Source organism: Gemmatimonas sp. (assembly GCF_041689975.1).
GTDB lineage: Bacteria > Gemmatimonadota > Gemmatimonadetes > Gemmatimonadales > Gemmatimonadaceae > Gemmatimonas.
In genome coordinates, this window is the sequence record NZ_JBDNFF010000044.1 from 1 (window position 1) to 16,683 (window position 16,683).

General features: G+C 64.9%; 17 protein-coding genes. 11 read left to right on the forward strand and 6 right to left on the reverse strand.

Translation table 11 applies throughout. From position 1 onward, the window contains the following. Together ACESNG_RS03305 and ACESNG_RS03310 are read right to left on the reverse strand one after the other, a co-directional pair. Positions 1–1,048, reverse strand: a 1,048-nt coding sequence (locus ACESNG_RS03305; RefSeq protein ID WP_373067812.1) for a serine hydrolase domain-containing protein, incomplete at its 3' end; no start/stop codon positions are given. Positions 1,049–1,056: 8 nt separating this feature from the next. Next, on the reverse strand, positions 1,057–1,878 hold the full coding sequence (locus ACESNG_RS03310; protein ID WP_373065388.1) for a helix-turn-helix transcriptional regulator: 822 nt from the start codon (positions 1,876–1,878) through the stop codon (positions 1,057–1,059). 153 nt (positions 1,879–2,031) lie between these two features. Here ACESNG_RS03310 and ACESNG_RS03315 point away from each other — a divergent pair, with 153 nt between their 5' ends. The 8 genes from ACESNG_RS03315 to ACESNG_RS03350 all read left to right on the forward strand — a co-directional run bounded on the left by ACESNG_RS03315 (position 2,032) and on the right by ACESNG_RS03350 (position 10,510). Beyond that, a complete protein-coding gene (locus ACESNG_RS03315) occupies positions 2,032–2,616 on the forward strand; it encodes an NAD(P)/FAD-dependent oxidoreductase (RefSeq protein ID WP_373067814.1) in 585 nt (194 codons plus the stop codon). Positions 2,617–2,899: 283 nt separating this feature from the next. Next, positions 2,900–4,723 carry an ATP-dependent metallopeptidase FtsH/Yme1/Tma family protein gene (locus tag ACESNG_RS03320; RefSeq protein ID WP_373067816.1) on the forward strand — a complete coding sequence of 608 codons (1,824 nt, stop codon included), beginning with the start codon at positions 2,900–2,902 and terminating at the stop codon, positions 4,721–4,723. Positions 4,724–4,824: 101 nt separating this feature from the next. Then, the gene (locus ACESNG_RS03325; protein ID WP_373067818.1) at positions 4,825–5,745 is read left to right on the forward strand and encodes a hypothetical protein; all 921 of its coding nucleotides are present in this window, start codon (positions 4,825–4,827) and stop codon (positions 5,743–5,745) included. Further along, complete coding sequence (locus ACESNG_RS03330; protein WP_373061100.1) at positions 5,742–6,179, forward strand: DUF1499 domain-containing protein; 438 nt, start codon at positions 5,742–5,744, stop codon at positions 6,177–6,179. The genes ACESNG_RS03325 and ACESNG_RS03330 overlap by 4 nt, the downstream gene beginning before the upstream one ends. A 14-nt stretch (positions 6,180–6,193) precedes the next feature. Then, positions 6,194–6,679, forward strand: coding sequence for an N-acetyltransferase family protein (locus ACESNG_RS03335; RefSeq protein WP_373061101.1), 486 nt, complete (start codon positions 6,194–6,196; stop codon positions 6,677–6,679). 2 nt (positions 6,680–6,681) lie between these two features. Next, positions 6,682–7,560, forward strand: coding sequence for a sugar phosphate isomerase/epimerase family protein (locus ACESNG_RS03340; protein ID WP_373061102.1), 879 nt, complete (start codon positions 6,682–6,684; stop codon positions 7,558–7,560). 95 nt (positions 7,561–7,655) lie between these two features. Then, positions 7,656–9,272 carry a 4-coumarate--CoA ligase family protein gene (locus tag ACESNG_RS03345; protein WP_373067820.1) on the forward strand — a complete coding sequence of 539 codons (1,617 nt, stop codon included), beginning with the start codon at positions 7,656–7,658 and terminating at the stop codon, positions 9,270–9,272. After that, entirely contained in the window at positions 9,272–10,510 is a 1,239-nt protein-coding gene (locus ACESNG_RS03350) for a Gfo/Idh/MocA family protein (RefSeq protein WP_373061104.1), read from the forward strand. The genes ACESNG_RS03345 and ACESNG_RS03350 overlap by 1 nt, the downstream gene beginning before the upstream one ends. Before the next feature lie 61 nt (positions 10,511–10,571). Here the strand turns inward: ACESNG_RS03350 and ACESNG_RS03355 are convergent, their stop codons facing one another. Genes ACESNG_RS03355 through ACESNG_RS03365 form a run of 3 tightly spaced genes read right to left on the reverse strand, consistent with a single transcriptional unit; the run spans position 10,572 to position 13,156 of the window. Further along, complete coding sequence (locus tag ACESNG_RS03355) at positions 10,572–11,183, reverse strand: family 20 glycosylhydrolase (RefSeq protein ID WP_373067822.1); 612 nt, start codon at positions 11,181–11,183, stop codon at positions 10,572–10,574. A 57-nt stretch (positions 11,184–11,240) separates the two neighbouring features. Then, positions 11,241–11,924: a copper homeostasis protein CutC gene (locus ACESNG_RS03360; protein WP_373061106.1), complete on the reverse strand. Its 684-nt coding sequence runs from the start codon at positions 11,922–11,924 to the stop codon at positions 11,241–11,243. Positions 11,925–11,932: 8 nt separating this feature from the next. Continuing rightward, a complete protein-coding gene (locus tag ACESNG_RS03365; protein ID WP_373061107.1) occupies positions 11,933–13,156 on the reverse strand; it encodes a nucleoside permease in 1,224 nt (407 codons plus the stop codon). Positions 13,157–13,293: 137 nt separating this feature from the next. On the opposite strand from ACESNG_RS03365, the gene ACESNG_RS03370 reads away from it, so the two are divergent. From ACESNG_RS03370 to ACESNG_RS03380, 3 genes are all read left to right on the forward strand, one after another. Further along, positions 13,294–13,680 carry a rhodanese-like domain-containing protein gene (locus ACESNG_RS03370; RefSeq protein WP_373061108.1) on the forward strand — a complete coding sequence of 129 codons (387 nt, stop codon included), beginning with the start codon at positions 13,294–13,296 and terminating at the stop codon, positions 13,678–13,680. Positions 13,681–13,795: 115 nt separating this feature from the next. Continuing rightward, positions 13,796–14,053: a GlsB/YeaQ/YmgE family stress response membrane protein gene (locus tag ACESNG_RS03375; RefSeq protein ID WP_373061109.1), complete on the forward strand. Its 258-nt coding sequence runs from the start codon at positions 13,796–13,798 to the stop codon at positions 14,051–14,053. Positions 14,054–14,111: 58 nt separating this feature from the next. After that, the gene (locus ACESNG_RS03380) at positions 14,112–14,654 is read left to right on the forward strand and encodes a YfiT family bacillithiol transferase (protein WP_373061110.1); all 543 of its coding nucleotides are present in this window, start codon (positions 14,112–14,114) and stop codon (positions 14,652–14,654) included. A 4-nt stretch (positions 14,655–14,658) separates the two neighbouring features. Here the strand turns inward: ACESNG_RS03380 and ACESNG_RS03385 are convergent. Further along, the coding region (locus ACESNG_RS03385) for an Ig-like domain-containing protein (RefSeq protein ID WP_373067824.1) at positions 14,659–16,683 on the reverse strand (2,025 nt) is incomplete at its 5' end.

A 16,683-nucleotide genomic window follows, 5' to 3' on the forward strand; every position in this document is an offset into this window, starting at 1 on the left:
GAAACGACAGGTGCGAGCGCATCGTGGCGAATCCGCCGAAACGACTCACCATCGGCTCTCCATCGTACCGGCCAATGTCCCACCCCGCACTCCAGCCCTCGCGATCAAAGTAGGCGTATCGCTTGCCTCGACTTTCGGTGTGCGTAGCAATGAGCGTGTGCGCGAGACGTACCGCCGTCGCTGGAAAGACGCGCTGACCGTCAACCACTCCGCTGTCGAGGTGGATCTGCACCCAGCGGGCCATATCGTCGAGCGTGGCGACATGCCCGCCGGCCGCGTGCATGGTCTGGTCGCGCTTGTCGAATAGCATGGTCGTGAAGCTCACAGACGCGTAGTCGTGTGGCATGGCGAGCAGCGCCGAAGGTACGGACGACAGTCGCGCCGTGGCATGCCGCATGCCGGCAGGGCGAAGCACGGCGGAGTCGAGAAACGCACGCCACCCCCCGCGTGTGCGACGGTCGAGGATCATACCGGCAACGTTGTAACCGAAGTTGCTGTAGATCAGCGCCGCGCGTTTCGCCGCCGGCACGCTGAGCAGCAGGGAGGGCCATTGCGGCTCGGGGATCGCTCCTGTAAACGCCGATGACACGACGATCACGTTGTCGGTCAGGTTGTGCGTGTGCGACAGCAGTTGTGCGATCGTGAGCGAATCGACCACGACCCCGCTATGCCAGGTACTGCCCGGTAGCGCATCGCGTACGCTGGTGGAGAATGGGAGTGTACCGCGATCGGCCAACAGCGCCATAGCGAAGCCGGTGAGCGATTTGGACGTAGATGCGAGATACCAGCGCGTCTGCGCGGTGACGCGAATGCCGCGCGACGCCTGCGCCATTCCATAGGCCTGTAGCGTCAGCACGTGACCGTTGCGTACGACGGAGAGGCCGAAGCCGGGTGTGATCCCGCGCACGATGGCGTGCTGCACGAGCGAGTCGACGGCACGTACCAGCGCGGTATCAGACAGGCGCGACGATGGCTGCGCAGCGAGGGCGGTGGCGCTCAGGAGCGAGACCGTGAACGGGATGGTATAGAAGGCGAGGTGTCGGTGCATCCGACACGCTAGCAGGCGGTGCGGCCGCTCACTTGAATCGGCGCAACCAACTGCACGCCTGTCGACTGCGGTGCTACCGGCGCACACAGCTGGCGACGAAGCGCCGCCGGCGTGGCTCCCAACGCGTCCCGTATCGTACGCGTGCAATGCGCTTCGTCGGCAAAGCCATTGGCATGGGCCACCATCGCGATACGCTCGCTGCTGTTGGCGAGTCGCTGTACGGTGTGCCGCAGCCGTTCGCGGCGGAGCAAATCCCCCACGGATACGCCGTACCAGCGGCGCACGCAGCGAGCCAGATAGACGGGGTGAACGTGAGCCCACGCCGCGATCGCGCCCGTATCGAGCGTCGGCGTCCACTCGGCCACTAGTCGCTCGATCACGTCGGTCAGCCATCGCGGTGGCGTCCGGCACGGCGTGTCATGCGGCTCAGCGACGAGTGCCGCGAGCAGATCATGGCCGTCCGTATCCTCCTCTATCGCGCGTTCAGGGTGGACATTGACCGCGAGGCGCAGGAAGGCGCGAATCGCCACGGGATCAAAGCGCCAGCGCCAGGCTGGGGCGGCAGCATGGCCGGTGAGCGACCCCAGGCTCGCCCCCCGCGCCTCGAGTCGAAGCAGCGTAGCGCCTCCTAAGGCCCATCGGTTGGCGTGCTCGAGCCCGGCGTCTTTCACCGCGACGTGCAGTGGTGCTGCCTCATGCGTCGTGCCTCCCACCGTTTCCTCGACGCGGCCCGTGAGCAACATCGAGATTTGCAGCGCGTCGTGCGCGTGCGGTGGCTGAACCAGAGCGCCCGCGTAGTACGAGCGCGTCAGCGTGAGAAGGGGAGACATGGCGTATCGTACGTGGCGACGCGAGGTGGGTTTCGGCGCGGGCGCTCACGTGTCGGGCCCGCGTGTGCGCTCGCGACAACCGAGCACCACCTGTAACACGCATTCGCCGTCGCGAACGGCGCGCGGTTGTTCTCTCGCTCACCAGTCACAGCGGTGCAGGGCACGCGCGTGGAGACCGCGCAAGGTACCGCGCATTGCCATCGCGTGATCGTGGCCATCGATGGATGGCTGGAAGTGTTGCTGCCCGAGCTGGCTGGCCGCGTTCGCACCGCGCGCTTGCCGATGCTGGCGACGGCGCCGACCACGGAAATCACGGTGCCGTGTCCGATGTACTACCGCGACGGACACGAGTACTGGCAACAGTTGCCGGATGGTTCGATCGCGATCGGCGGCTTCCGCGATCAGGGCGGGCCGAGTGAGTGGACGTACGACGCCACGCCCACCGATACGGTGCAAACGATGCTCGAAGCGTTCGTGCGCACGCGCCTGCAGGTTGTGGCTCCGATTACTCACCGCTGGGCGGCGAGCGCCGGGTACACGGAGAGTGGGTTGCCGGTGGTGGAGCAGGTCCGTGAGGGCGTCTGGGCGCTGGGAGGGTACTCGGGTACCGGCAACGTGATCGGGGCCCTCAGCGGGCGTGCAGTGGTCGCGGCGGCGCTTGATCGGGATTATGCGGCGGTGCGCGTGCTGCTGGGTGAAGCTTGGTCGCCGGATGTCACGCACGGCCGCGGGGCGTAGGCGATCGATACTTTTGCTGTTCTTCGCGTCTCTTCGCGTGCTCCGCGTGCTCCGCGAGCTTCGCGCGAACCAGCCGGCTCTCCGACCGCTCCGAGGCAGCCGCACGCACTGCGGTTCGCGCGAAGTCCGCGAAGATCGCGAAGGCCCGCGAAGAACAGCTTGGCGCGTTCTCGATAGCCTCTCATTTCGACCGCGTCAGTGATGCGCGTCGCCAAGGTACCGTTACAACTGCCGCCCCAGCGAGTCGGTCTGTAGACCCCCTTCTCCTCGCTGCTGGTTTCCGATGCGTTTCGCTCCCTTCCGTTCGCCCGTTGCACGCTGGACCGCCGCCGCGCTCGTCGTCGTTGCCGCCCTTGCCATCGTCGCCCGCGCGTACAACGCGCCTACCTCGCAGTCGCCGGCGCCGATCGCCATGCGCTACAGCGAGCTGCTGTCGGCGATGTCGGCGCACCAGGTCGATTCGATCGTGATCCGGCCTGGTGCGGCGTTGCGCGGGTGGCTGGTGGCGCCAAAGGCGTCGGGAACGCGCGAGATCCGCGTCGAATACGGCCCAGGCCAGGGGACTGCGCTGGTGGCGGCGGCCACCAACGCGAACGTCGCCGTAGGCTTTGCCGCTCCCCCGCCGGATCGCTCGCAAGCGATCACACTCCTCGTCACCCTGCTCGTCGCAACCGGCGTCGGCTTCGTCCTCTATGCGCAATACGTGCGACAGTCGCCGGCCGGCGGCGGTGACTTCGACGTCGGCTCCGGCAAGTTCTCCGGGACCCGCACCACCTTCGCCGACGTGGCAGGCAATTCGGCCGCGCTCGCCGATCTGCGTGAGGTGGTCGACTTCTTGCGCGATTCGAAACGTTTTGTCGGGATGGGGGCCAAGGTGCCGAAGGGTATCCTGCTCGAGGGTCCACCGGGCACAGGGAAGACCTTGATGGCCAGGGCGCTGGCGGGGGAGGCTGGCACGAACTTCTTCGCCATGTCGGGGCCGGATTTCTCGGGGATGTTCGTGGGACTCGGGACCATGCGCGTGAAGGCGCTCTTTCGCAAAGCACGCAAGGCCGGGGGCGGTGTCATCTTCATCGACGAGATCGATTCGTTGGGCGGCCGACGCGGGCGCACCGGTGGGCACCCGGAGGACGACCGTACGCTGAATCAGTTCCTGGTCGAGCTGGACGGCTTCAGCGCGTCCTCGGGGATCGTGGTGGTGGCGGCAACGAACCGCGCCGCCGACCTCGACCCGGCACTCCTCCGCAAGGGACGCTTCGACCGTTCGGTTACGGTGGCGCTGCCCAGCGTTGACGAGCGCGCCGAGATCCTGTCGCTGCACGCCTCCAAGCGGCAGATGCCGCTCGCCGCCGATGTCGAGATGGGGCGCTTGGCGCGCCTCATGCCAGGGGCGAGCGGTGCCGATCTGGAAGGGCTGCTCAACGAGGCGGCGCTGCTTGCCGTGAAGACCGGCGCGAGCTCGGTGGCCTGGTCGCACATGGAGGAAGCGCGGGACCGGGTTCTCCTCGGTCGCGCGCGCGAGGGCTTCGTCGTTTCACACGCCGAGCAGCGTCTGATCGCATTGCACGAGGCGGGGCACGCGCTGGCCGGCCTGGTCTATTGTCCCACCGACCCGCTGCATAAGGTCACGATCCAGCCGCGCGGCACCGCGCTGGGGGTCGCCTTTTTTCAGCCCGACGCCGAGTTGCACCTGCACGCGCGCCACTACCTCGAGGGGCAGATCCGCAAGGCACTCGGCGGACGCGCCGCCGAGGAGTTGGTATACGGAAGCGCCGCGGTCACGAGCGGAGCCAGCAGCGACCTGCAGCAGGCCACGCGCATCGGCAAGCAGATGGTCTACAAGCTGGGGATGGGGCCATCGACGGGGTTGATCACCTTCGATCCCGACTCCGGGCCGGTGAGCGGCACCATGCACTCCAACATGGACACCGATGTGCGCGAGATCCTGGCGTGCGCGTACAATGACGTGCTGCAGATGTTTCGCGAACGTCGCGGGGCGCTGGAGGCGCTGGCCGACGCCTTGCTCGAGCACGAGACGCTAACGGGGCTCGAAGCGTCGGCCGTGCTGCGGAAGGCGGGGATGACGCCTCAGGCTGCGGCGGCGTAGGCGTTAAAGCGATGGATGCTGACCTGGCACCGGCGTGTGTGCTGCACGGGACCCAACGAGTACGACAGTGCGTCGGCTCGGGTGGCTAGATTACTCACGCAATGCCGATTCTCCAGCCCGCCGTCATGACTGCCGTTGTCCGTCGCCTTGCGCAGGCGCTCGCGCTGAGCGCCGTCTGGGCTGCTGCCTCCGTGTTGCCGGCGCAACCGTCTGGCTCCGCGAAGCCGAAGACCACCACACCGCCGCCGCCGCCCACGCCCACGCAGACGCAGACGCAGAAGCTGCCGGACTTTACCAAGGCGCCCACCACCTTCGAAGGCATCTTCGCCGAGCGCGAGTCCCGCGCGGTAAACGTACTCGGCTACCTGCGCTGTCTCGAGGCCACCGTGAATGCGCTGCGCGCCGGGGCACTCGGTGCCGTGGAGCGCGGCTGGTCGCTCACCTGTATCAAGCAGAACAACGAATGGCGCGGCATCTTCGGCGAACTCACCGACACCCCGCCGGGCATACGGGTGAAGGTGCAGTTCGCTCTGCGCAACCCTGGACCGACACCCAACTCGCGCCGCGGCATTGTAGTGCGCGATCCGGTCGACACGGTCTTGGCCAGCGGCATGGCGCGCGCGCTGCTGCGCGGTCTCTCCGCCACCACACCGGGAAACGGTCTGGGCCAGTTCGTGCCGGTCACGCTGACGCAGAAGAAATTCATCGAGGTGTGGTTCGTTCCCTCGGCCAACACGCCCGAACGCGCCGTGATCGGCGGCGACTCGCTCATTCAGCTGACGTCCGATGGCATGCGCGAGCTGGGACACACGGCGAGCTCGCCGAAAATGCGCGTGGTCTCCATCCCGGTGGGTGGAAGCACGTACACCCTCGAAAGCAGTGAAGTCTCCGCGCCTCTGCTCACGGAGTTGATGTTGGCCCATCTCGCGATCGATGTGTTACCGGAAGTGCGCGTACGCACGCGCGAGTACGATGCCATTCTCACACGGTCCACCAGGAAGTGGACCTTCGTGAAACGATGATGCGCCTCGTGATCATCGCCTCACTCGCCACGTTTCATTCGAATCCGCTCATGCAGAATAGTGCCGACACTACGCTACCGCCCTGTCCCGGGTCGCCGAACTGCGTGTCCACCGAAGCCACGCGCGAATCGCAACGCGTGCCCACGGTACCGTTCACCGATGCGCCGGTCGCGGCCCTGGCGCGGGCCAGGATTGCGCTGCTTGCCGAGCCGCGCACGAAGCTCACCGTCGAACGTGATGGCCATCTGCACGCGGAGTGTACGAGCTTCCTGTTCCGCTTCGTCGACGACGTCGACATCGTGGTCGATCCGGTCGCGCATGTGTATCGTTTTCGCTCGGCGTCACGTGTCGGCGAGAGTGATCTCGGCGTGAACCGTAAGCGTATCGCGCGTATCGCGGCGCGCCTCGCGCTACCGGCCACTTCCTCGAAGTAACGGAGACGCGGCTGATGTCGCTGGTACTGCGCGCCGCCACGCGGGCGGATGTTCCCGTGATTCGCGAGCTGATTGAGGGACTGGCCGACTACGAGAAGCTGCGTCACGAGTGTATCGCGACCGACGCGCTGCTCGATGCCGCCCTGTTTGGTGAACGCCCCTACGCCGAAGTGGTCATGGCCGTGTGGGACGGCGAATCGGCCGGTTTTGCGCTGTTCTTTCACAACTTCTCGACCTTTCTGGCGCGCCCCGGGATTTATCTCGAAGATCTGTATGTGCGGCCGGAATTTCGCGGACACCGCATCGGCAAGGCGCTGTTGCAGTATCTCGCCCAGCTGGCCGTGGCGCGCGATTGCGGACGCCTGGAGTGGTCGGTGCTCGACTGGAATGCGGATGCGATCGGTTTTTACGAGAAACTCGGCGCGCGCCCGCAAGATGAATGGACCGTGTATCGCGTGACGGGAGATTCCCTCACACATCTCGCCAACGGAGCAATCTGAACATGCAACCGTCTTCCTTCAGCGAGTCGGCGCTCTCGCGTCGTGAGGTGCTGCGGCTGCTCGCCGCCGGTGTGGCTGGCAGCGCCCTGTTGCCCGCGCTGGCGTATGCGACGTCGAGTGACGATGAGGAGCGTCGCCGCATCGGTCGGATCGGATTGCAATTGTACACGGTTCGCAATGCGCTGTCGAAGGATATCGAGGGCACCATCGCGGCCGTTGCTGCCGCCGGGATCACCGAGCTCGAATTTGCGGGCTACTACAACAAGTCGCCGGCGTGGTGGACCGAGTTGCTGAAGAAACACGGACTCACCGCCCCCGCCACCCACGAAGCGCTGCCCGCCACCGATGATGGGTGGCCCGCGATCTTCGATCGCGCCAAGGGGATGGGACACGAGATCGTGATCGTCCCGTTCGTCGGCAACACGTATCGCGGCACCCGCGACAATTGGATGCGTCTCACCGAGCGGCTCAACACCGGCGCGCAGCAGGCCAAGACCGCCGGGCTTCAGTTCGCGTATCACAATCATGACTTCGAGTTCGCGCCGGTCGATGGCACGACAGGCTACGACATACTCTCGTCGCAGACCGACGCTGCGCTGGTGAAACTCGAGCTCGATATGTACTGGGCGGTGAAGGCGGGGCACGATCCGCTGGCGATCATGACAAAGCATTCCGGTCGCGTGATCTGCTGTCACGTGAAGGACGCCAGCGCGGCGCCCGAGCGGACCATGCTCGACGTCGGCGCCGGTACGATCGACTTCAAGACCCTGTTGGCGGAGGGTCGCAAGCTCGGTCTGAAACACTGGTTCATCGAACATGACCAGCCCACCGATCCCCTGGCGTCGGTCCGGGCGAGCGCCGCCGCGATGCTGAAGTACTGATCCAGTCGGCGGAATGAAATGTCGGCTTGTGATCGTCGCTCAACGCTGTAGCTTCGCCAGACGCATCTCCGTCCCCCTGCCTGCCGGAGCCGTTCATGGCTGAAGCAACGATCCTTCGTAGTCCGCATCCCGACGTCGACATTCCCGACACCCCGCTGGTGCCCTTTGTGCTCGGGCGCGTGTCGGAGTTCCCCGATCACCTCGCGATCATTTGCGGTGTCACGGGAAAGAGCTACACCTACGCGCAGCTGGCCGACGCCGTGCATCACGTGGCGGCTGGTCTGCATGCGCACGGCATTCGGAAGGGCGATGTCGTCGGGCTCGTGAGTCCGAATCTTCCGGATTTTCCTGTCGTGTTCTATGCCGCCGCATCGATCGGCGCGATCTGCTCCACGGTGAATCCAATCGCCACGGCGGAAGAAATCGGTGCGCAGTTCGCCGACAGCGAAGCGCTGATGATCGTCACGATCCCCGAGCTGTTCGAGAAGTGCGCGGCCGCGGCGCGACTCGCCAGCACCGTGCGGGAAATCATCGTGTTCGGTGAGGCCGACGGCGCGACACCCTATCGCGAGCTGTTCGCGCACGGTAACACACCTCCGATCGTCGAGATCGACCCCGCAGTCGATGTCGCTGCACTGCCGTACTCCAGCGGCACGTCGGGCATCCCGAAAGGGGTCATGCTCACACATCGGAACATCGTCGCGAATCTGCTCCAGATGCAGGCCATCACCGAGGTGATCGACAGCGACAGCCGCGTGCTCGGCGTGCTGCCGTTCTTCCACATCTATGGCATGGTCGTGGTCATGGGCGGTGCGCTGCGTCAGGGTGCGTGCATCGTGTCGCTGCCGCGCTTCGATCTCGAGCAGGTGCTCAGGGTGCTTCAGGACCACAAGGTCCGCATGGCGAACGTCGTGCCGCCGATCCTGCTGGCGTTGGCGAAGCATCCGATCGTGGCAAACTACGACCTGTCACATCTCAAGTATCTGTTCAGCGGTGCCGCGCCACTCGGTGCAGAGCTCGCATCGGCGTGCCAGACGCGGCTGGGAATAACGGTGCGTCAGGGGTACGGTCTCACCGAGACCAGTCCGGTCACGCACTTTCATCCGATGGACGACCGTCGGGTGGTGCTCCAGTCGGTGGGCCCGTCGGCGCCGAACACCGAGTGTCGGTTGGTCGATCCGGCCACCGGTCACGATTGCGCCCCCGGCGAACCCGGCGAGCTTTGGATGCGCGGCCCACAGGTCATGAAGGGGTACTTCAACAAGCCCGAGGCTACCGCCGCCAGCATGACCGACGACGGCTGGTTCAAGACGGGCGACATCGCTGTTGTCGATGAGCAGGGCTGGTACCAGATCGTGGATCGCGTGAAGGAGCTGATCAAGTACAAGGGACTGCAGGTCGCGCCGGCCGAACTCGAAGCGCTACTGCTGGGACATCCTGGCATCGCGGATGCCGCCGTGATTCCGGTGCCGGATCCCGATGCCGGCGAGATCCCGAAAGCCTTTGTGGTGCTCCGCTCGCCGCTCACCGCCGAACAGGTGATGGCATTCATCGCCGAGCGAGTGTCGTCGTACAAAAAAGTGCGTCAGGTCGAGTTCGTCGATGCGATTCCGAAGTCGCCATCCGGGAAGATTCTGCGTCGGCTGCTGGTGGAACAAGAGCGCAAGCGCGTGGCTGCGACGTCGGATACCATCCACCCATCACACCCGTAATGTCTTCTCCTCGCCTTGGTATCGGTTTCATCGGATCCGGATTCAACGCGCGTTTTCACATGCAGGGTTTTCGGCAGGTACGCGACGCCGACGTGCTCGGCGTGTGGAGTCCGAACGCGAAGAACGCCGCCTCAGCCGCGAAGTATGCACGTGAGCTCGACGTTGGCGAATGCAAGGCCTACAAGTCGATCACCGAGATGGTGTGCGATCCCAACATCGACGCGATCTGGTTGAACGGGCCCAATCACGCGCGCATCGAAAACGTCGAGGAAGTCTGTGCGGCCGTAACGTCGGGCAAGGCGACGCTCAAGGGTATCGCCTGCGAGAAGCCGCTCGGTCGTACCGTGGCCGAGGCGAAGCACATTCTCAAGCTGGTGGAGAAGGCCGGCATCATGCACGGCTATCTCGAGAATCAGTACTTCTCACCGCAGGTCAGCGTTGGCCACAACCTGATCTGGAAGCGTGGGGCCGCGAACACGGGTCGGCCATATCTCGCGCGCGCCGCCGAAGAGCACAGCGGCCCGCACGGTCCGTGGTTCTGGAACGGCGAGCAGCAGGGCGGCGGCGTACTGAACGACATGATGTGTCATTCGGTGCTGGTGGTGCGGCAGCTGCTCACGCCGCCGGGCGAGTCGCTCACTACGCTGGTGCCGAAGCGCGTGACGGGCCACATCGCGTCACTCAAGTGGTCGCGCAAGGAGTACGCAGCGCAGCTCAAGAAGACGATGGGCGTCGATTATTCGAAGAAACCGTCGGAAGACTTCGCCAGTGTGACGATCGAGTTCGAGACACCAGACGGCGGCATGGCGATCGGTGAAGCCACCACCAGTTGGAGCTTTGTCGGCCCCGGTCTGCGACTCAGCGCAGAACTGCTTGGCCCCGAATACTCGATGAAGTGGAACTCGCTCGAATCGGGGCTCGATCTGTTCTTCTCGCGCGCCGTGAAGGGGAAAACGGGCGAGGATATCGTCGAGAAGCAGATGGCCGAAACGGGGCAAATGCCTGTCGTGGTGAACGAAGCGATCGCCTATGGTTACGAGGCGGAGGACCGCCATTTCGTGCGTGCCTTCCTGGGCAAGGAAAAGCCGGCGCTCACGTGGCATGATGGACTCGATGTCGTGAAGTTGCTGATGACGGCCTACATGAGCGCGGAGCAGGGCAAGACTATTGAATTCCCTCCCCGCAATCTCGACAAGTTTATCCCGCAGGTGGCGCAGGGCACGTGGAGGCCGCGGTAAGGACCGCGAGAAGTAAGGAGTCGGGAGTACGGGGTACTCCCGACTCCATACTCCTCACCCCCTACTTCGCCGTTATAGTTCGATTGTTCACATCAAGCGCGTCGAATCTCGTAAGGTATGTAGGCAGTCGCCCAATGATGTCTGCGAAATCGCGACGCGCCTTCGCGCTCCAGAGCACTTTCGACCGGGCATCCATTCGTGGGTAGGCCGTGTACTCCGCATGCTTGGCGTTCGGCATGTACTCCGCCCACAGTTGCGCCTGCGCGCCGAGTAAGTGCTTGGCTTCGTTAGCCGACAGCTGTGGCGGTACGGGCTCGAAGGCATAGACACCGTCGATCGGTGTAAAGCCGCCGATCGCCAAGGACTCCTTCGGCTCGTCGCGCGACTGGTAGTGGTCGAAGTAGGTATGACTGCCCGGCGCCATCACGACATCGTGATTGGCCTTGGCCCCAGCGATGCCGCCGGCCATGCCGCGCCATGTGTGCCTTGCCCGCTTCGTCGCCGCTGCGGTGAGCGTGAATGCGCCACGCTTCGGCGTGAGCACCACGGGTCGCGGAATGATCGCGTACGTGCTGCTGTCAGAGGGCACCGAGCGCGCGGTGGTGGGCAGAGAGAGCAGGGCGGCTAGCCTCAGCAAACGCATGTAGCGCCTTTGAAGCAAGACGGAGGGCATCACTGCGGAGTAAGGGGTCGGGAGTACGGGATAGGGAGTCCCCGTACCCCCGACCCCTCACCCCTTACTCTGCGATGCGTCGAACGCCAGCACAATATCTCGAACGATCGTGGGCTCGGTCGCGCGCGCATGAACCTCGCGCACGTGACTCTGCTCGACAATGTGATGCACGTTGTCGGCGCGGACGTTACCGCCGGCCATCACAACCAGTCGATCGCCGGCCCTCGCTTGTAAGACCTGCAGGTTCGACGCCCCATCGAGCGCGGTGCGGCTGTGCCCCGAGGTCAGGATGTAATCGACGCCAATCGTCAGCACGACGGTGAGCGCCTCGAGCGCGTCTGGCGTGCGATCGAACGCCCGATGAAAGGCAACCTTCATCGGGCGCGCCAACGTCACGAACTCGGCGAGCTGGCGCGCGTCGACCGTGTTGTCGCTGTGCAGCGGACCGAGTACGATCCCGTTCACCCCAAGCGATTTCGCGGCCACGATGTCGTTACACATCACGTCCACGTCGTCTTCGTCGTAGAGGAAGTTGTTCGCATGCGGACGGATCATCACATGCAGTGGGATGGTGAGTTCATCCCGACAGCGCACGATCAGGCCGAGCGACGGCGTGGTGCCACCGTCTCCTGGGCCGCAGAGTTCCACGCGGCCGGCACCGTATTCCTGGGCCGCGCGCGCGGTGTGTACAGAATCACAGCAGGCTTCCACCAACGGTGGTACCAACGGTGGCGGCGTCATGGGCGGCCTCAGTACGCGGCCGCCGCCACGCGGTCGATACCGGCGGACGGACGGAAGAGCACCAGGAACACGGCGAACACCGCGACGGCTCCGATGGCCGCCACCTGCCACACCTGCATCCAGTCGTGCGCGGCCACGCCAGCGGTGTTGCTGGCGTATCGGTTCACGACACTGCCCGACACCGATGCGCCCACGAAATATCCCACGCCATTCGTGACGAGGTTCAGGAAACCCTGCGCGGCGGCGCGCACTTTGGGCCCGGCCACTTCGTCGGTGTAAATCTGCCCCGCCACGAAGAAGAAGTCGTAGGACACACCGTGCAACAGAATGCCCGTATAAATGAGCCACATGCCCGCGCCTGCGTCGCCGCGGCTGAAGGCGAAGTACCGTAGGCCCCACGCCAGCATGCCGACCAGCATGATCCACTTGATGCCGAGCTTGCGCAGCGCGAAGGGAAGGAGGAGCATGAAGCCCACCTCGGACGCCTGGCCAAAGGACATGATGCCCGCCGCGTTCGGCACGCCGATCTCGTTCATGAACGGGTTGGCGAACGCATAGTAGAACTGCAGCGGAATGCACAGCAGGAACGAGCCGAGTATGAAGACCGCGAAGTCGGGACGCTTCAGCAGCTGCAAGGCATCGAGGCCGATGGCATCACGCACGCTGAATGGCGCGCCGGCGGCGCGTGGTGGGGTGTGCGGGAGCAGGAACGCGAACAGGCCCAAGGCGACCGAGCCGGCGGCCGATATCTGCATCGGCACCGCCAGCTTGTCGGCGTGCAACACGAACCCGACGAGAATGCCGGAGGCCACGATCCAGCCGATCGTACCGAACACGCGAATCATCGGGAAATCGCGCGTGGAGTCCTCCACGTTGTGCAGCGAAATCGAGTTGGTGAGCGATAGCGTGGGCATGTAGCAGAACGCATAGGCCAGCAGCAGCGGATAAAACCTGCTCCATTCGGTTTGCTGCGACAGCAGGTACATGAACACTGCACCGATGAGATGCAGCGCCGCCAGCAGCTTCTCGCTCGCGAAGAACCGATCGGCCACCATGCCCATGAAGAACGGCGACACGATGGCGGCGATCGCCGTCGCGCCGTAGGCGGCACCGATCTGGGTGTCGGTGAAGTGCAGCGTTTGCCCGAGATACGTGCCCATGGTGACGAACCACGATCCCCAGACGAAGTACTGGAGAAACATCATGATCGACAGGCGTCCCTTCGTTCCCATTACGGCAGCTCCCGGAGGCGGTTGTTTCGGAACTCGACGAGGTCCCGTGGTCCACTGGCTGGGACAAAGCGCGACGATCGCGACCAAATGGTAGGGCCGGCGCTGGATATGCGGAAGGTACGAGGCCACCTTGAGGCATGGACCACTCTCCCGGATTTCTCGCCCACGTCGAGGGCCGTCGCCCGAACGTGCATGAAGTGTCGATTCCCGACGCGCTTGCCGCGCTCCAGGCCAACACCGCCGCTGTGTTGATCGATGTGCGCGAAGATCGCGAATGGAACGCCGGACATGCGGCGAAGGCCACCCATGTGGCGCGCGGTGTGATCGAGCGTGATATCGAAAAGCTCGTCCCCGACCCCGCCACGCCGTTGTACCTGTATTGCGGCGGCGGCTTTCGCTCCATTCTGTCAGCCGACTCGTTGCAGCAGATGGGTTACACCAACGTGCATTCGGTGATCGGTGGATGGCGGGGCTGGCAGGACCAGGGCGCACCGGTGACCATGCCGGGAACTGACACGGTGTAGAGGGTTCCCGACGCACGGTGAAAGGCCGCAGCGGTCGTGGCACCGGACGTGCAAAGAGTGCGGGAGCCGTCGTTGTCACTCGTCGCACATCGAATCCTGTCTCGGAGTTATCACGATGTCACTGCTATGGACCGCTATCATCGGACTTATCGCCGGCGCACTCGCCAAGGCTATCATGCCGGGCCGTGATCCGGGCGGCCTCCTTATCACCATGCTCCTCGGTGTGGCCGGCGCACTGCTCGGCACTTTCCTGGGTCGCACCGTTGGCTGGTACCAGCCGGGCGAGGCGGCCGGACTCATCGCCGCCGTCGTGGGAGCCGTCGTGCTACTGTTCGTGTACCGCAGCATCGCAGGGCGTCGCTCCGTCAACTGACACGATTCCTGCGCAGCCGGTGACAGTGCCTACCTCTGCCTTCCATCGGAGTTTCTCAATGTCCGGCTCGTCTGACGTCGCCACTGATGCGCAGCGCTATCCCATCGGTCGTTTTGAGCGACCAGCGGAGTGTTCCGACCACCAGCGGGCCGTGCACATCGCGCGGATCGCCGCGCAGCCCGGCCATTTGGCGGCGGCGATGAGCGGTCTCGATGCCTTAGACTACGCCGCGCTGTATCGTCCGGGAGGTTGGACGGTGCGGCAGCTCGTGCATCACATGGCAGACAGTCATGCCAACGCGTACATCCGCGTGAAGCTGGCGTTGACCGAACACGAGCCGACCATCAAGCCCTACGATCAGGATGCGTGGGTCATGCTGGCCGACAGCGAGCTCGTGTCTCCGCTGGTCTCGCTCACGATGTTCACCGCTATTCATGAAAGGCTGGTCGCGGTGCTGCAGTCGCTCGAGCCCGCGCATTTTGCGCGCACCCTGCTGCACCCGGAGAATGGCCCGATGACGATCGATCAGCTGGTCGCGCTGTACGCGTGGCACGGCGATCATCACCTGCGGCATCTGGAGCGCTATCGCGAGTCGCGATGAACGCCTACGGCTGCCCTTCCACGATTCGCGCCCCTTCGCCGACCATCGCGAACCCCGAGCTGTTGGGGATGCCGAACATGCCGTAGATGAAGCCGCGCGCCGGGGTGGTCAACGTTTGCCACCCCGCGCCGGTGAAACGCAGCACCGTGCCGCTGTCGCCAGCGGCGTATACCTCGGTCGGGCTGCGACCCCACAGTGCGCGCAGGGTGCGGCTGGTCGGCGCTGGGAATCGCTCCCACGCTACTCCGTCGTACCTCAGCGCGGTTCCCGAATCGCCTACCACGAACACGTCATTCGCGCTGGTACCCCACACGGCGCGCAGTCGGCTGGTGGAGGGTACGATCAACGACTGCCATCGCCCGCCGTCGAAGCGGAGCACCGTTCCGACATCCCCCACGGCGTACACGTTCGCCGGATCGGTACCCCACACGGCCCGCAGAAATCGCTGCGTGCCACTTTGCTGCGGGGACCATCCGGCGCCGTTGGAGCGGAGAATGGTCCCGTTCTCGCCCACGATGACATGCTGTCCCCCACCGCTCCACACGGCGCGCAGCAGGAACGTGGTGGGCGCCGTTTCGCGCGACCAGACGTCGCCGTTGAAGCGCAGCACCGAGCCGGTGTCACCGACCGCGACAATGTCGCTCGGTCCGTTGCCGCTGATGCCGTACAGATCGTTCACCGATGGCACTGGCTCCTGCAACCATGATGTGCCGGCACGACGATACACCGCGCCGCCGAAGCCCACGGCGAACATATTGCCGCCACCGTTCCCGCTCGCTCCATACACTGAGAGCAGGGAGGGATCAGACAACTCGGTGGTAGCGGCCGCCGCCGCGCCGGTACCACGCAGGGTGATCACGGTGCCCCACCAGCCGGCCATCCGCACTGTACCGTCGCCACGCGCAGCGATGGCTCGCAGGTTTTGTCCCGATCCAATCGACAGTGCGCGCCACGTGACGCCGTCGAAATGATACGTCGCGCCACCGTTGCCGACCGCGTAGAGATCGTTGAACGCGCGACCACGCATGGCAAACAAATTTGCACGCCCAGGTGCCGTCATCGTCGTCCACCCTACGCCGTCGAAGCGCAGAATGGTGCCGAAGATGCCGACGGCGAATACGTTGCCGACACTCGTGCCCCACACATCGAACAGCGGATTTGCGCTCGGGTTGGACATGCGCTGCCACGTCGTGCCGTTCGAACGCAGGATCACGCCGCTGTTGCCGACCACGAACACATTCGTGCCGTTCGCGCCCCAGATGCCCCACAGGTCGTCGGTTACCGGTGTGGGCTGCTGACTCCACGCCGTGCCGTCGAAATGCAGAATCGTGCCGCGATCACCGGCAATGTACACATCGTTCGCGGCGAGCCCCCACACTTCGAGGAGCGTCACGGTCGTGCCGCTCGATACCGGCGCGAAGCTCACACCATTCCCGCGATACAGTACGCCGCCCGCCCCGACGATCCAGATATCCGTGGGTGATGAGCCCCAGACGCCGGTCAAGGTTTCTGTGGTGTTGAGCGAGATCACTTCCCACGGACCGTTCGCGCGCGACCGCAGCATGATTCCGTTCTGACCCACGGCGTAGCTGCTCCCCGCGCCGTCATCCCAGAGGCCGAGTATGGTGACATCGGAAACCCCCGGGCGTGCGATGCGCCATTGGGTGATGCCCGGTGCCGCGCCGCTCACGCCGACTTGCACGAGCGCGTTCTGCGAGCCCGATGTGGCCGTGATCCGCGCCGTACCGGGCGCGACTGCGCGTATCACACCCGACGCGTCCACCGTAGCCGTCGCCGGCGCATCGCTTCGCCACGCGATCGGTGGGTTCGCGACCACCTGTCCCGTGCTGTCACGTGCTTCAACGACGATGCTGCGCTCCTGACCGGCCTGCAGGTTCAACGACGCCGGTGAAGCGATGAGGCTGCTGATCTTCGGACCACCTGTCGATGGCGGCGTGACCGCGGTCGGTGCGCTGTCCCGACAGGCGTTCAACGCAGGGACCGTGGCGCCAAGTGTGGCCAGCAGCAC

Coding starts and splice junctions, on each gene's coding strand:
- ACESNG_RS03310 (WP_373065388.1), bottom strand. CDS start 1,878: ATGTCTCCCCTTCTCACGCTGACGCGCTCGTACTACGCGGGCGCTCTG.
- ACESNG_RS03320 (WP_373067816.1), top strand. CDS start 2,900: ATGCGTTTCGCTCCCTTCCGTTCGCCCGTTGCACGCTGGACCGCCGCC.
- ACESNG_RS03325 (WP_373067818.1), top strand. CDS start 4,825: ATGCCGATTCTCCAGCCCGCCGTCATGACTGCCGTTGTCCGTCGCCTT.
- ACESNG_RS03330 (WP_373061100.1), top strand. CDS start 5,742: ATGATGCGCCTCGTGATCATCGCCTCACTCGCCACGTTTCATTCGAAT.
- ACESNG_RS03335 (WP_373061101.1), top strand. CDS start 6,194: ATGTCGCTGGTACTGCGCGCCGCCACGCGGGCGGATGTTCCCGTGATT.
- ACESNG_RS03340 (WP_373061102.1), top strand. CDS start 6,682: ATGCAACCGTCTTCCTTCAGCGAGTCGGCGCTCTCGCGTCGTGAGGTG.
- ACESNG_RS03345 (WP_373067820.1), top strand. CDS start 7,656: ATGGCTGAAGCAACGATCCTTCGTAGTCCGCATCCCGACGTCGACATT.
- ACESNG_RS03350 (WP_373061104.1), top strand. CDS start 9,272: ATGTCTTCTCCTCGCCTTGGTATCGGTTTCATCGGATCCGGATTCAAC.
- ACESNG_RS03355 (WP_373067822.1), bottom strand. CDS start 11,183: ATGCCCTCCGTCTTGCTTCAAAGGCGCTACATGCGTTTGCTGAGGCTA.
- ACESNG_RS03360 (WP_373061106.1), bottom strand. CDS start 11,924: ATGACGCCGCCACCGTTGGTACCACCGTTGGTGGAAGCCTGCTGTGAT.
- ACESNG_RS03365 (WP_373061107.1), bottom strand. CDS start 13,156: ATGGGAACGAAGGGACGCCTGTCGATCATGATGTTTCTCCAGTACTTC.
- ACESNG_RS03370 (WP_373061108.1), top strand. CDS start 13,294: ATGGACCACTCTCCCGGATTTCTCGCCCACGTCGAGGGCCGTCGCCCG.
- ACESNG_RS03375 (WP_373061109.1), top strand. CDS start 13,796: ATGTCACTGCTATGGACCGCTATCATCGGACTTATCGCCGGCGCACTC.
- ACESNG_RS03380 (WP_373061110.1), top strand. CDS start 14,112: ATGTCCGGCTCGTCTGACGTCGCCACTGATGCGCAGCGCTATCCCATC.